We start from the raw sequence: 12,253 nt of genomic DNA, 5'->3' as shown, positions 1-12,253 counted from the left end.
TTCCCCCCCCCCCCCCCCCCCATCGCCCCGTCGAATTCGCGCCGCGCATTGCCATCGGCCTGCACCGAGGCGGCGAACAAGCCCGAGATCGGTCCGCGCGCCGTGATGTCCTTGGGAAGAATCGGCGTGCCCGACGGGCTGAAGGCCAGTTCTGCAAAGCTGCTGGGATCCTGCCGCATGGCCGCTTCATATTGCCGATGCGCCAGATGACCTGCGAGTGCGCCCGCGCCTAGAAGGATCGCCAGCGAACCTGCGATCCAGCTATAGCTCGAAAGCCGCGTGGTCACCGCAAAGCCGATCAGCCACAGCGCGAAGCCTGAACCCGCGCCGGTGCCCAGCAGGGTCGCTTGCGGTTGGGCTGGCAGGAAAATCGGCGCGGCGATCGCACCTGCGACGAGCACTGCGCAGCCCGCGAGCGTCGCGATCACAGGATGGTCATGCGGTCCTTGAAGGTCGCCTTGATGATCGTCGCGCATGAAAATCCTCCCCTTGTCCGATCCTAGCAAGGGTCCGGGAGTGCGCAATCGCGGACCAGGCAGTCCGGCTATTATGGACCAAACCGGCGTTTGCTTGCTCTCGGCCCCTATAGCGCCGATGGGCCATTGCATGACCGCGCTCCCCGCCCAGATTGACCGCAAGGGTATCTTGTTCGCCATCGGTGCCTATGGCTCGTGGGGGATCCTGCCGCTTTACATCCATCTGCTGCAGGGCGTGCCTGCGCTCCAGGTGCTTGCCCACCGCGTTTTATGGTCGCTGCTGTTTCTGGGCGGCCTCATCCTTCTGCTGCGCCGGGCGAAGAGCATCGCCGCGGCGATTCGCGGGCGCACGCTCCTGTTGCTCCTCGCCAGCGCCGCGCTGATCGCGATCAACTGGATCGTCTATATCTGGGCCGTCCTCAACAGCCATATATTGGAGGCGAGCCTGGGCTATTTCATCAACCCGCTCGTCAATGTCGCATTGGGCGTGATGGTGCTCGGTGAGCGGCTGCGGCGCTGGCAGGGCGTCGCCATCGGTGTTGCGGCGGCAGGCGTGTTGGTGCTGGCAGCCAGTGGCGGCGGCGCCTTGTGGATTTCGCTTACGCTTGCCGCGAGCTTTGGCGCCTATGGGCTGGTTCGCAAGGTTGCGGCGATTGACGCGCTGGGCGGGCTCGTCTTCGAAACGCTGTTGCTCGCGCCGCTTTGCCTCGGTTGGCTGATCCATGCCGACAGCCTGGGTGAGGGGGCATTCGGCACGTCGGCGGGGATGACGGCCTTGCTCATCATCGCGGGGCCGGTCACGGCGTTGCCCTTACTCTGGTTCTCCGCAGGAGCGCGCCGGTTGCCATTGTCCACCATGGGCCTGCTCCAGTTCATGTCGCCCACGATCCAGTTCGGCCTCGCATTGCTGTTCGGCGAACCGCTCCGGCCGGTGCATTTCATCACCTTCCCGCTGATCTGGGCGGGCTGCGCACTTTTTGCGTGGGATGCCGTCCGCGCCTCGCGCGCGCCCGTGCCGCCGGAGGCGGGAGAGCAGGCTGGCACCGCCTGACCGGAAACGAGTCTAATCGTCGCGGAAGTTGGGCGGGCGCTTCTGCATATTGGCCATCACCGCTTCGATCTGGTTGGGCGTGCGGATCAGTCCTGCCTGCTCGACGCTCTCGGCGATCAGCGTGCCCGCCGCATCGCTCTCCAGATTGGCCAGTCGCTTGGCCGCGCGCACGGCATGCGGGTTACGGGCAGCAATTCTGCAGGCGAGAGCCACGGCCTCGGCATGAGGATCGGCGGCGATCCGGCTGACAAATCCCATCGCCAGGCCTTCTTCTGCGTCGAACTCGCGCGCGGTGTAGCTCAGCTCGCGCAGGTGATCGTCGCGTACATTGCCGCGCCACAGCGCATAGCCCGCCATGTCGGGTACGATTCCCCATTTGATCTCCATCACCGACATGCGCGTGCCGGGCGCCGCGATTCGGAAGTCGGCGCCGCTGGCGATCTGCAGTCCGCCGCCAAAGGCGACGCCGTGGATCGCCGCAATCACCGGGACCGCAAGCGTGCGCCAGCCCCAGGCAACCTGCTGGAAATCATTGGCCAGGCCGTGGGTGCGCGTCTTCAGATCGACGCCCGATCCGGCACTCGCCATGCTCGCCATGTCCAGCCCGGCGCAGAATGCGCGACCTTCTCCCGAAAGCACCACGGCACGCAGGCCCGGCATTGCCTGCAGCTGGCCGATCGCATCGATAATCCCTGCGAACATCGCCGGATCGAGGGCGTTCATCTTGTCACCCCGCGTCAGCCGTACATCGGCCACGCCGTCCTGCATCTTAATCGCGACCCGCTGTTCGCTCATCCCCTCTTGCCTCTTGCTAGCGCTAACATTTCGGGGAAGGATAGGCCAAAACCCGTAACAGGGACAGGAGAGGAAGAATGAAGTTTCTGATTGCCGCCGTGGCGCTGCTGGCCGCTCCCGCCGCTTTCGCGCAGACCGATGCGGGCGACGTCGCAGCCAAGCCGAAGCCGACCGCTCCCGCAATTCCCCCGGTCGATCCCGTGCTGGCGAACATCTATTCCAACGCTTTGGGCCAGGGCTGGGAGAATTGGAGCTTCGCCACCGTCGAATTGTCGGTCGATGTCGGCAGCGCGCGCAAGCCGATCAAGGTGAGCGCCGAGGGCTACAAGGCGCTTTACCTACACCATGCCCCGTTCAACACCGCTCCCTATCGCGGCATCAGCTTTCTGATCCAGGGCACCGGTGAAGGCGGCAAGGTCCGCGTCGTCGCGACAGCGGGCGGCAAGCCGATCGAGGGCAAGATGAAGCTGGTCGCCGTCAAGGCTGGCGGCTGGACCAAAGTGACGGCGGCACTCAACGAACTCGGTGCCGAAAACACCGAAATCGATGGTTTCTGGATCCAGAATGACAGCGGCGAACCGATGCCCAATTTCTACGTCGCGGATATCGCCTTGCTCTGAGCAGATCGGTTTGCCTGAGCTTGCTGCCCGCGCTAGGTGCGCCGGGCAATGACCGACGCGCCGATCCGCACCTTCGATCCCGTGGCCCTTTTCGCTCACCGTTTCCACGGTCACGGCGATACGCTGGGCATCGTCTATCATGCGCACGGGCCGGATTGGGCCGAGCTTGCATTGCCGTATGATGCGCGGCTGATCGGCGATCAGGCATCCGGCGTGATCGCTTCAGGTCCGATCCTGGCGCTGATGGACATGGCGACGAGCGTGGGCGTCTGGCTCAAGCTCGATGCATTCAAGGCACACGCCACGTTCGATCTGCGCGTCGATTATCTTCGCCCGGCGCGGCCGGGGCGCACGGTGATCGGCAGAGGCGAATGCTACCGGATCACCCGCTCGATCGCCTTCGTGCGCGGCCAGGCGCATGATGGCGATCCCGCCGATCCGCTTGCGAATGTCGCCGGCACCTTCATGGCCACGGAGGGTTATTGGTGAGCCTGCCTTATTCAGAGCTGCTCGGGCTGACCGAAGAGCCCGGTGAGAGCGCGCCGACGCTGGTGATGGCGTTCGGCACGCATGTACTCGGGCGCCCCGGATTTCTTCATGGCGGCGCGATCGGCGGCCTGCTGGAAATGGCCGCGGTTGCGGCGCTTCAGCAGGTCCTGGCAGGCGAAGGCGCGGCGCGGATCAAGCCGATCAACCTGACCGTCGATTACATGCGGGGCGGGCGCGACAAGCCGACCCGGGCCAGGGGTATGGTCACGCGCCTAGGCAATCGGGTCGCCAATGTCGAGGCGATCGCGTGGCAGGACGATCCCGATCGCCCGATCGCTGCGGCGCGGATGAACTATCTCATCGCGCGCTGAGCTTTAGCTATTGCGCGGCTTCTTGATCTTCTTGGGCGGCGGCCCGCTGCGGACGATGCTGGAAATTCGGCACTGCTCGCGTCCTGCTAGGACGGTGTCGCCCCGGTCGAGCGACATGCTGCTGAATGACTTGAAGCCGATCGTGAAGGCATAGGGCATGTCCAGGCAGCGCGAATAGAAGCGCGCGAGGTACCAGTTGCGCCGGAAATCCTGGATATAGATGCCGTCGCCATCGCGCGTGACCTCGAAGCTACGGACGTCGCCGCGTCCGGCGAGCGGTATCGAAACCTGCTTGCCGTCCTCCGGTCGGACACCTTGCGCCTCCGCGGCGCCTGCGGTCAGGAGAAGGGCGGGAAGGAGCAATTGCTTGAACATAAGCGAGTTCCTTGTTCTGGGGGCGTTGTCTATTTCAGGCGACGCCACCTGAACGCTGCATGAAATGCCGCCGGCACAATGCGATATAGCGCTCATTTCCGCCCACTTCGCGCTGCTCGCCTTCGCGCACTGCGTTGCCGGAATCGTCGACGCGCAAGTTCATCGTCGCCTTGCGGCCACATTCGCAAACCGACTTGATCTCGATAAGCGCATCGGCGAGCGCGAGCAGTTCGGCCGATCCGGGGAATAGCCGCGCCTGGAAATCGGTACGCAGGCCATAGCAGAGCACCGGGATTCCCACCTCATCGGCGAGATGGGCGAGCTGGCGAACCTGCGCGGCCGAGAGGAACTGTGATTCGTCGACCAGGATGCAGGCGAGCGGCGCCTTGAAATGCTCGTCCTCGGCGATCAGCCGCAGATCGGTTTCCTCATCGAACGGGATTGCCGCCTGTCTTAGCCCGATCCGCGAATCGATCATGCCTTTGCCGCCGCGATCGTGGATGCCTGCGGTAAACAGCAAGGTACGCATGCCGCGTTCGCGATAGTTGAAATCGGCTTGCAGCAGCGTGGTCGATTTGCCGGCGTTCATGCTGGCATAATAAAAATAGAGCTTGGCCATGCCGCACCCTAGGCGAGCCGGGCGGCCGAGTCAGTCCTCGGAATCGCGCGCCAGATCCTGCGCCACCTTGGGTGCGCGGAGCAGCTGATCGATATGCGTGCCTTCGTCGAAGCTCTCGTCCGCGATGAACTTCAGCTTTGCGGCATATTTCATCTTTACCCGGTGCGCGACTTCGCGCTGGAGATAGGCCGTGTTGGTGCGCAGCGCCTTGATCACCGCGTCCTCGTCCTTGCCGAGCAGCGGCTTCACGAAGACGGTGGCGTGGCGGAGATCGGGCGACATGCGCACTTCGGTGACCGAGACCATGTGCTTCGCCAGCACATCGTCATGCACGTCCCCGCGCTGGAGGATCTCGCTCAGCACATGGCGCACCTGCTCCCCCACCTTGAGCAGGCGGACGGAACGGTTCTCGGTGGTTTCGGCGTGCTTCATATTGATCTCTTACCCCTCTCCCGTTCGGGAGAGGGAAGAAATTACAGCGTCCGTTCGCGCAGTTCGACTTCGAAGGTTTCGAGGAAGTCGCCCGGCTTGATGTCGGTGAAGTTCTGGCTGAACGTCACGCCGCATTCCAGACCGGCGCGCACTTCCGCCACGTCGTCCTTGAAGCGGCGCAGCGATGCGATCTCGCCTTGGTAGATGATGACGTCGTCGCGCGTGATGCGTGCCTTGAGCGCCTTGCGGATCGCGCCTTCGGTGACCAGCAGGCCGGCGGCCTTGCCGGTCTTGCCGGCCGAGAAGACCTCGCGGATTTCCGCGCGGCCCACTACGGTTTCGAACGCTTCCGGCCCGAGCTGCCCCGCCATGCCGGCGCGGATCTCGTCGGTCAGGTCGTAGATCACGTCATAATATTTGAGCGCGACCTTGTTGCGCTCCGCGATCTCGCGCGCCTTGGCGTTCGGACGCACGTTGAAGCCTATGATCGGCGCGCCCGATGCCGCAGCGACATTGACGTCGCTCTCGGTGATGCCTCCCACGCCCGAATGCAGGATGCGCACGCGGATATCGTCGGTCGAGATCTTGTGGAGCGAGCCGATGATCGCCTCGACCGTGCCCTGCGTGTCCGCCTTGACGACGAGCGGATACTCCATCGCCTGCTTTTCCTTGAGCGCAGAGAACATGCTCTCGAGGCTCGCGGGTGCATTGGTGGTGCGCTTGTTCTGGATCACGCCGGCGCGGTATGCCGCGACTTCGCGGGCGCGCGCTTCGTTCTCGACGACCTGCAGCGGATCGCCGGCCATCGGCACGCCGGAGAGGCCCAGGACCTCGACCGGCATCGACGGACCCGCTTCCTTCAGCTGCATGCCCTTGTCGTTGACCAGAGCGCGAACCTTGCCGCTCTCCGCACCGATAACGAACACGTCGCCGACCTTGAGCGTGCCGCGCGTGACGAGCACGGTCGCGACCGGGCCGCGGCCCTTGTCGAGCTTGGCTTCGATCACGGTACCCTCGGCGGTGCGGTCGGGATTGGCACGAAGCTCGAGCAGCTCGGCCTGGAGCTGGATCTTCTCGATCAGCTCATCGAGCCCCGTCTTCTTGAGCGCGGAGACTTCCACGTCCTGCGTGTCGCCGCCCATGGCTTCGACCTGCACGTCATGCTCGAGCAGGCGCTCGCGTACGCGCTGGGCATTCGCTTCGTGCTTGTCGATCTTGTTGATCGCCACGATCATCGGAACGCCGGCCGCCTTGGTGTGATTGATCGCCTCGATCGTCTGCGGCATCAGCCCGTCATCCGCTGCCACCACCAGGATGACGATGTCCGTGACGTTGGCACCGCGCGCGCGCATCTCGCTGAACGCTTCGTGGCCCGGCGTATCGAGGAAGGTGATCTTCGACTTGTCCTTCAGCGTGACCTGATAGGCGCCGATATGCTGGGTGATGCCGCCGGCTTCGCCCTTGACCACGTCGGTGCCGCGCAGCGCGTCGAGCAGCGAGGTCTTGCCGTGATCGACATGGCCCATGATCGTGACCACCGGCGGACGCGGCTTGAGCGTCTCCGGCGCGTCTTCGACGGTGTCGATCGCGATATCCACGTCGGCGTCGGAAACGCGGACGATGTTGTGGCCGAATTCGGTGACGAGCAGTTCGGCGGTGTCCTGGTCGATCGTCTGCGTCATCGTGACGGGCGAACCCATCTTGAACAGCGTCTTGACCAGATCGGCGCCCTTCTCGGCCATACGATTGGCCAGTTCCTGCACCGTGATCGATTCAGGAACGACGACGTCGCGGATCTGCTTGACCTGCGGCTCGCGCGGGCCGCCCATCCGGCGATGCTCCTTCTCGCGCGCGCGCTTCAGCGCCGCCAGCGAGCGGGCGCGGGCGCCGTCATTGTCGCCCAGCGCACGGTTGACCGTGAGCTTGCCCGACTGGCGGCGATCGTCGCCCGGGCGGCCTGCGCCACGGTTCGGGCGCGCGGGCGGCTCGGGGCGCTTGGGCGCGCTGCTGCCCGGCAGGGTGCGCGGTCCGGGGCTGGCCGCCGGCGCGGGCGTCGCCTCGGCGGCGCGCTCCTGAACAGGCGCGGGCTTGGGCTGCGGCTTGGGAATTTCGGGGCGCGCGACCGGCGTGAAACGGCGCGGCGCGGGCCGGTTCGGATCCAGCGCGATGACGAGCGGCTCGGGAGCCGGCGCAGGCGCGGGTGCGGGCGTTGCGGCAGGAGCCGGCGCAGGCGCAGCCGCCTCGGCCGCTGGCTTGGCGGGGCTGGCGGCCTCGGCGCGCGCCTTCTCCTCGGCGCGGCGTGCCGCCTCAATAGCTTCGGCGCGCTCGCGCTCTTCGCGGCGGCGCGCTTCTTCCAGTGCCTGCATGCGCTGCTCTTCGGCTTCGCGAAGCAAGCGGGCCTGGCGCTCCTGCGCGGTCTCATTCGAAACCGGGCGCGGTGCGGGCGCAGGGGTGGGAGTCGGGGCAGGAGCGGGCGCGGCGACCGGCTCGGGAGCCTGCGTCACTTCCTCGGCTGGCGCACCCTGGGGGCCCAGCACGCGGCGGCGTTTCACTTCCACGACCACGGTGTTCGAGCGGCCATGGCTGAAGCTCTGCTTCACCTTGCCCGTCTCGACCGTGCGCTTGAGGCCCAGCGGCGCGCGCATGCCCAGTTTCGGCTTTTCGTTTTCCGTGTCGCTCATGCGGCTGCCTAAAGTCCTTCAGTCTGTCGTTCGTCGTCGTTCGGCGCTTCTGACGAAAGCGCCGATGCGCCCTCAGCGCTTGATACGCAAGGCAAGGGCAAGGGTTCGGGTCCGATAAAGTGCAGCCAGCGGTCGAGCGCTTCGCTCACCCTTCCAGCCGCTTTGGCGTCGGTCAGGCCGGCATGTACCACATTTTCGCGGCCAAGGGCCAAGGACAATATGGTGCGGGGCAGCGGCAATGTTAACCCCCTCAGATCAGTGCCTTCGCGGTCCGATCCGACGCGCCATGCCTGTGCGAGCTTTCCCGCGCCGTCCGCGCCGGCATCGCTGGCATGGAGCAGCATGTGGAGCTTGCCGGCTCGCGCCGCCTTTTCCAATTTCTCGCCACCGGTCACGACCGCGCCCGATTTGGATTCGAGCCCCAGCCGGTCGAGCAGATTGCGCTTCAGCTGCGATGCAATCCGCTCGGGCAGATCGTCGGGGATCGACAGCGGCGCTCCCTTGAAGGCGCGCGCCAATGCGCCGCGCAGCTTGCCCTTGGCGATTGCAGCCTCAAGCTCGGCGCGAGTCACGCCGATCCACGCGCCCCGGCCCGGGGCCTTGGCGCGAACATCGGGCAGCACCTCGCCATCGGGCGAGACTGCAAGCCGCACCAGATGCGCGCGCGCGTCCTTGTCACCCGACAGGATGCATTTGCGAATCGCCTCCTTCGCCGCGCGCGTGTCCGCGCGGGCGGTCAGCCCGTCCGGTCCCTCGCTGCGCGGGGGACCGAATCGTCTCGCTCGCCTTACCGCGCGGGTTTCATTGTTCGGATTCCGCAACTGCGTCCTCCGAAGTTGCGGCATCCGCCGCGGCAGGAGCCTCGTCCTCGAACCAGTGCGCACGGGCGGCCATGATGATCTCGTTGCCCTGCTCGTCGCTCAGGCCATATTCGGCCAGCACGCCGCCCTTGTCCTCGGCGCGCTTGGGCGCGTCCTCGTTGCGGCGGCGCGGTTCCTGGCGCTTCTTCTGGACCAGCTCGTCGGTCGCCAGATCGGCCAGATCGTCGAGCGTCTTGATGCCCGCCTTGCCCAGCGTGACCAGCATCGCCTCGGTCAGATAGGGCATGGTCGCCAGATCGTCCTCGACACCCAGCGCGCGGCGCTCGGCCCGGTTGGCCTCCTCGCGGCGCTCCAGCGCCTCGGCGGCGCGGCTCTGCAGCTCGGCGCCCAGATCCTCGTCAAAGCCTTCGATCTCGGCGATTTCCGCCAGCTCGACATAGGCGACTTCCTCAAGGCTGGAAAAGCCCTCGGCTACCAGCAGCTGCGCCAGCGTCTCGTCCACGTCGAGCTCGTTCTGGAACATCTCGCTGTTCGCGACGAACTCGGCCTGGCGCTTCTCGCTGGCATCGGTCTCGGTGAGGATGTCGATCGCCTTGGCGGTCAGCTGCGACGCCAGACGGACATTCTGGCCGCGACGGCCGATCGCCAGCGAGAGCTGATCGTCGGGAACGACGACTTCGATGCGGTCATCCTCTTCGTCGATGACGACGCGGCTGACATTGGCCGGCTGCAGCGCGTTGACCACGAAGGTCGCGGTGTCTTCGCTCCACGGAATGATGTCGATCTTTTCGCCCTGCATTTCCTGCACGACGGCCTGCACGCGGCTGCCCTTCATGCCGACGCAGGCGCCGACCGGATCGATCGAGCTGTCATGCGAGATGACGCCGATCTTGGCGCGCGAACCCGGATCGCGGGCAGCGGCCTTGATCTCGATGATGCCGTCGTAAATCTCGGGCACTTCCTGCGCGAACAGCTTCTTCATGAAGTCCGGATGCGCGCGGCTCAGGAAGATCTGCGGCCCGCGATTCTCGCGGCGGACGTTGAGGATGATCGAGCGGACGCGATCGCCGACGCGGACGACTTCGCGCGGGATCTGCTGGTCGCGGCGAATGACGCCCTCGGCGCGGCCCAGATCGACCACGACATGGCCGAACTCTACGCGCTTCACCACGCCGGTGATGATCTCGCCCATCCGGTCCTTGAACTCTTCGAACTGGCGCTCGCGCTCGGCATCGCGGACCTTCTGGAAGATGGTCTGCTTCGAAGCCTGGGCCTGGATGCGGCCGAATTCGATCGGGGGCAGCGGATCGACGATGAAGTCACCGATCGCCGCGTCCTTCTGGAGCTTCTGCGCGCCCTTCAGATCCACCTGCTTGAAATAGTCATCGACCGCCTCGACCACTTCGACGACGCGCCACAGGCGCAGGTCGCCGGTCTGAGGATCGAGCTTGGCGCGGATGTCGTTCTCGCTGCCATAGCGGTTCTTCGCTGCGCGCTGGATCGCGTCTTCCATCGCCTCGATGACGATGGCGCGGTCGATTAGCTTTTCCTTGGCAACCGAATCGGCAATCGCGATCAGCTCGGCCTTGTTGGCGGAAATGGCAGTGGCCATCAGTCTTGTTCCTCTGCTTCGAATTCTTCTACGCCCTCGGAAGAGAGCGGGGCGGTGGCTTCTATCAGGCGGTCGGTCATCAGAAGCTTCGCGTCTGCGACCTGGGCCCAGGGAATGGTGACTTCGCGATGCTTGCGCACGTCGATGCTGATGTGATCGCCCTCGACGCCGATCAGGTCGCCGGTGAGCTGCTTGCGGTTGTCGGGGGTCGGTTCGGTCAGGTTGATCCGCGCCTCATGGCCCTTCCAGTCCTCGAAGTCCTGGAGCCGGGTCAGCGGGCGGTCGATCCCCGGCGAGCTGACTTCGAGGCGATAGGCATGGTCGATCGGATCCTTGCCCGCTGCCTCGAGCTCGTCGAGCCGCTCCGAGATGCGGCGTGACAGATCGGCGCAATCATCGATCGTCAGCTGGCGCGTATCCGGGCGCTCGGCCATCACCTGCAGCGTGGGATCGCTCACCCCGCCGAACATCTTGACGCGCACCAGATCGAGCCCGAGCGCCTTGGCCTCCGGTGCGATGAGATCGGTCAATAGGGCGATGTCCGCCAAGTATGTTGCTCCAGCATCGGATGTGCGCCTTCTGCGACCGCACCCGGGTGGGAGCGGCCTCGGCATGTTTGACGATGTCGAGAAAGCACGGGCGATATACCCGCTTGCCCCCGGCGGGGCAAGAGGCTGTCCGCCGCTACTGCACGGATCTGAAAATGACGGGAGCCGCCGGATGGAATAAGACGTTCTCCACACAACCCCCTGCGGAGAGAAATCAGATGACCCCTGCCCGGATGTTGCTTCCCGCCCTTGCGCTGCTCGGCGCTTGCAATTCGTCACCGAGCGCTGTTGCGCAGAACGCCGCAGCCAGGCCCTTCGCCGTCACGGAGGTCGCCGATTTCGATTCGCCCTGGGCGATGACCTTCCTGCCCGATGGCCGGATGCTGGTGACCGAGAAGAAGGGGCAGTTGCTGCTCGTCTCGGCAGACGGCAAGTCCAGCAAGACGGTCGCGGGGACGCCCCAGGTTTCCAGCGCCGGGCAGGGCGGCCTGATGGACGTGGTGCTCCATCCCCAGTTCGCCGCGAATCGCCTAGTCTATCTGAGCTGGTCCGAAGCCAATGCGGAGGGGCTGAAGGGCGTCGCGCTCGGCCGCGGCACGCTGGCTGCGGACGGGTCGAAGCTCGAAGGTTTCCAGACGATCTTCCGCGCGCATCCCTATGTCGAGGGCAATGGCCATTTTTCGGGCCGCATCGCCTTCGCTCCCGACGGGCATCTGTTCTTCACTAATGGCGAGCGCCAGAAGTTCACGCCGGCGCAGGATCCGCAGGCCACGCTCGGCAAGGTGCTGCGCCTCAATGATGATGGCACGCCCGCCAAGGGCAACCCGCTCGCCGCGCAGGGCTTCCGCCCGGACGTCTGGTCCTATGGCCATCGCAACCTGCTCGGCCTCACCTTCGACGCCAATGGCAATCTCTGGGAGCAGGAGATGGGGCCGAAGGGCGGCGACGAGATCAACCTGATCGTCGCGGGGAAGAATTACGGCTACCCCAATGTATCGAACGGCGATCATTACGACGGGAAGGACATCCCCGATCACAAGGCCGGTGACGGCTATGAAGCGCCCAAGGTCTGGTGGAACCCGTCGATCTCTCCGGGCGGGCTGATGGCCTATTCGGGCAAGCTCTTCCCTGAGTGGAAGGGTGACCTGTTCCTCGGCGGCCTGTCGGGCAAGGCGCTGATCCGCATTGATGTGAACGGCACCGATGCGAAGAAGGGCGATCAATGGGACATGGGCGCGCGCATCCGCGAGGTCGAGGAAGGGCCGGACGGTGCGATCTGGGTGCTGGAAGATGGCGGACAGGGGTCGCAGGGCCGTCTGCTCAAGCTGACCCCCGCCAAATAGTCGCGCTGGCCGCATCGCCG

General features: G+C 65.4%; 14 protein-coding genes. 5 read left to right on the top strand and 9 right to left on the bottom strand.

Going from position 1 to position 12,253, the window contains the following annotated elements; translation table 11 throughout:
• Positions 1 to 476 (bottom strand): hypothetical protein (locus SSO01S_RS16725; RefSeq protein WP_157073836.1); only part of this gene is annotated, 476 nt, incomplete at its 3' end.
• 130 nt (positions 477 to 606) lie between these two features.
• On the opposite strand from SSO01S_RS16725, the gene rarD reads away from it, so the two are divergent.
• Positions 607 to 1,527 carry an EamA family transporter RarD gene (gene rarD / locus SSO01S_RS16720; RefSeq protein WP_066801447.1) on the top strand — a complete coding sequence of 307 codons (921 nt, stop codon included), beginning with the start codon at positions 607 to 609 and terminating at the stop codon, positions 1,525 to 1,527.
• 12 nt (positions 1,528 to 1,539) lie between these two features.
• Here rarD and SSO01S_RS16715 read toward each other — a convergent pair whose 3' ends face one another.
• Positions 1,540 to 2,322, bottom strand: a complete 783-nt coding sequence (locus tag SSO01S_RS16715) for a crotonase/enoyl-CoA hydratase family protein (RefSeq protein WP_066801444.1) — start codon at positions 2,320 to 2,322, stop codon at positions 1,540 to 1,542.
• 77 nt (positions 2,323 to 2,399) lie between these two features.
• Here SSO01S_RS16715 and SSO01S_RS16710 point away from each other — a divergent pair, with 77 nt between their 5' ends.
• The 3 genes from SSO01S_RS16710 to SSO01S_RS16700 are packed head-to-tail and all read left to right on the top strand — an operon-like array spanning position 2,400 to position 3,802.
• Positions 2,400 to 2,942 carry a hypothetical protein gene (locus SSO01S_RS16710; protein ID WP_066801441.1) on the top strand — a complete coding sequence of 181 codons (543 nt, stop codon included), beginning with the start codon at positions 2,400 to 2,402 and terminating at the stop codon, positions 2,940 to 2,942.
• A gap of 48 nt (positions 2,943 to 2,990) precedes the next feature.
• Positions 2,991 to 3,431 carry a PaaI family thioesterase gene (locus SSO01S_RS16705; RefSeq protein WP_066801438.1) on the top strand — a complete coding sequence of 147 codons (441 nt, stop codon included), beginning with the start codon at positions 2,991 to 2,993 and terminating at the stop codon, positions 3,429 to 3,431.
• Positions 3,428 to 3,802, top strand: a complete 375-nt coding sequence (locus tag SSO01S_RS16700) for a PaaI family thioesterase (RefSeq protein ID WP_066801435.1) — start codon at positions 3,428 to 3,430, stop codon at positions 3,800 to 3,802. Before SSO01S_RS16705 ends, SSO01S_RS16700 begins: the two co-directional genes overlap by 4 nt.
• A 3-nt stretch (positions 3,803 to 3,805) precedes the next feature.
• Here the strand turns inward: SSO01S_RS16700 and SSO01S_RS16695 are convergent, their stop codons facing one another.
• The 7 genes from SSO01S_RS16695 to rimP all read right to left on the bottom strand — a co-directional run bounded on the left by SSO01S_RS16695 (position 3,806) and on the right by rimP (position 10,890).
• Positions 3,806 to 4,177, bottom strand: coding sequence for a DUF6491 family protein (locus SSO01S_RS16695; RefSeq protein WP_066801432.1), 372 nt, complete (start codon positions 4,175 to 4,177; stop codon positions 3,806 to 3,808).
• Between the two features lie 34 nt (positions 4,178 to 4,211).
• Positions 4,212 to 4,796 (bottom strand): thymidine kinase, encoded by a 585-nt coding sequence (locus SSO01S_RS16690; RefSeq protein ID WP_066801430.1) that lies wholly within the window; start codon positions 4,794 to 4,796, stop codon positions 4,212 to 4,214.
• A gap of 30 nt (positions 4,797 to 4,826) precedes the next feature.
• The gene (gene rbfA / locus SSO01S_RS16685) at positions 4,827 to 5,228 is read right to left on the bottom strand and encodes a 30S ribosome-binding factor RbfA (RefSeq protein WP_066801428.1); all 402 of its coding nucleotides are present in this window, start codon (positions 5,226 to 5,228) and stop codon (positions 4,827 to 4,829) included.
• A gap of 41 nt (positions 5,229 to 5,269) precedes the next feature.
• Positions 5,270 to 7,909 carry a translation initiation factor IF-2 gene (gene infB, locus SSO01S_RS16680; protein WP_066801425.1) on the bottom strand — a complete coding sequence of 880 codons (2,640 nt, stop codon included), beginning with the start codon at positions 7,907 to 7,909 and terminating at the stop codon, positions 5,270 to 5,272.
• Between the two features lie 8 nt (positions 7,910 to 7,917).
• A complete protein-coding gene (locus SSO01S_RS16675; RefSeq protein WP_066801458.1) occupies positions 7,918 to 8,649 on the bottom strand; it encodes a DUF448 domain-containing protein in 732 nt (243 codons plus the stop codon).
• A 61-nt stretch (positions 8,650 to 8,710) separates the two neighbouring features.
• Positions 8,711 to 10,342: a transcription termination factor NusA gene (gene nusA, locus SSO01S_RS16670; RefSeq protein ID WP_066801422.1), complete on the bottom strand. Its 1,632-nt coding sequence runs from the start codon at positions 10,340 to 10,342 to the stop codon at positions 8,711 to 8,713.
• Positions 10,342 to 10,890: a ribosome maturation protein RimP gene (rimP, locus tag SSO01S_RS16665; protein WP_066801412.1), complete on the bottom strand. Its 549-nt coding sequence runs from the start codon at positions 10,888 to 10,890 to the stop codon at positions 10,342 to 10,344. Before rimP ends, nusA begins: the two co-directional genes overlap by 1 nt.
• 218 nt (positions 10,891 to 11,108) lie before the next feature.
• Between rimP and SSO01S_RS16660 the strand changes: the two genes are divergently transcribed.
• Positions 11,109 to 12,233, top strand: coding sequence for a PQQ-dependent sugar dehydrogenase (locus SSO01S_RS16660; protein WP_066801410.1), 1,125 nt, complete (start codon positions 11,109 to 11,111; stop codon positions 12,231 to 12,233).
• Positions 12,234 to 12,253 lie beyond the last annotated feature (20 nt).

This window comes from Sphingomonas soli NBRC 100801, from assembly GCF_001591025.1.
GTDB classification, from domain to species: Bacteria; Pseudomonadota; Alphaproteobacteria; order Sphingomonadales; family Sphingomonadaceae; genus Sphingomonas; species Sphingomonas soli.
The sequence above is the reverse complement of the archived record's forward strand: the minus strand, read 5'-3'. Positions and strand labels throughout refer to the sequence as shown.

Coding starts and splice junctions, on each gene's coding strand:
- rarD (WP_066801447.1), top strand. CDS start 607: ATGACCGCGCTCCCCGCCCAGATTGACCGCAAGGGTATCTTGTTCGCC.
- SSO01S_RS16715 (WP_066801444.1), bottom strand. CDS start 2,322: ATGAGCGAACAGCGGGTCGCGATTAAGATGCAGGACGGCGTGGCCGAT.
- SSO01S_RS16710 (WP_066801441.1), top strand. CDS start 2,400: ATGAAGTTTCTGATTGCCGCCGTGGCGCTGCTGGCCGCTCCCGCCGCT.
- SSO01S_RS16705 (WP_066801438.1), top strand. CDS start 2,991: ATGACCGACGCGCCGATCCGCACCTTCGATCCCGTGGCCCTTTTCGCT.
- SSO01S_RS16695 (WP_066801432.1), bottom strand. CDS start 4,177: ATGTTCAAGCAATTGCTCCTTCCCGCCCTTCTCCTGACCGCAGGCGCC.
- SSO01S_RS16690 (WP_066801430.1), bottom strand. CDS start 4,796: ATGGCCAAGCTCTATTTTTATTATGCCAGCATGAACGCCGGCAAATCG.
- rbfA (WP_066801428.1), bottom strand. CDS start 5,228: ATGAAGCACGCCGAAACCACCGAGAACCGTTCCGTCCGCCTGCTCAAG.
- infB (WP_066801425.1), bottom strand. CDS start 7,909: ATGAGCGACACGGAAAACGAAAAGCCGAAACTGGGCATGCGCGCGCCG.
- nusA (WP_066801422.1), bottom strand. CDS start 10,342: ATGGCCACTGCCATTTCCGCCAACAAGGCCGAGCTGATCGCGATTGCC.
- SSO01S_RS16660 (WP_066801410.1), top strand. CDS start 11,109: ATGACCCCTGCCCGGATGTTGCTTCCCGCCCTTGCGCTGCTCGGCGCT.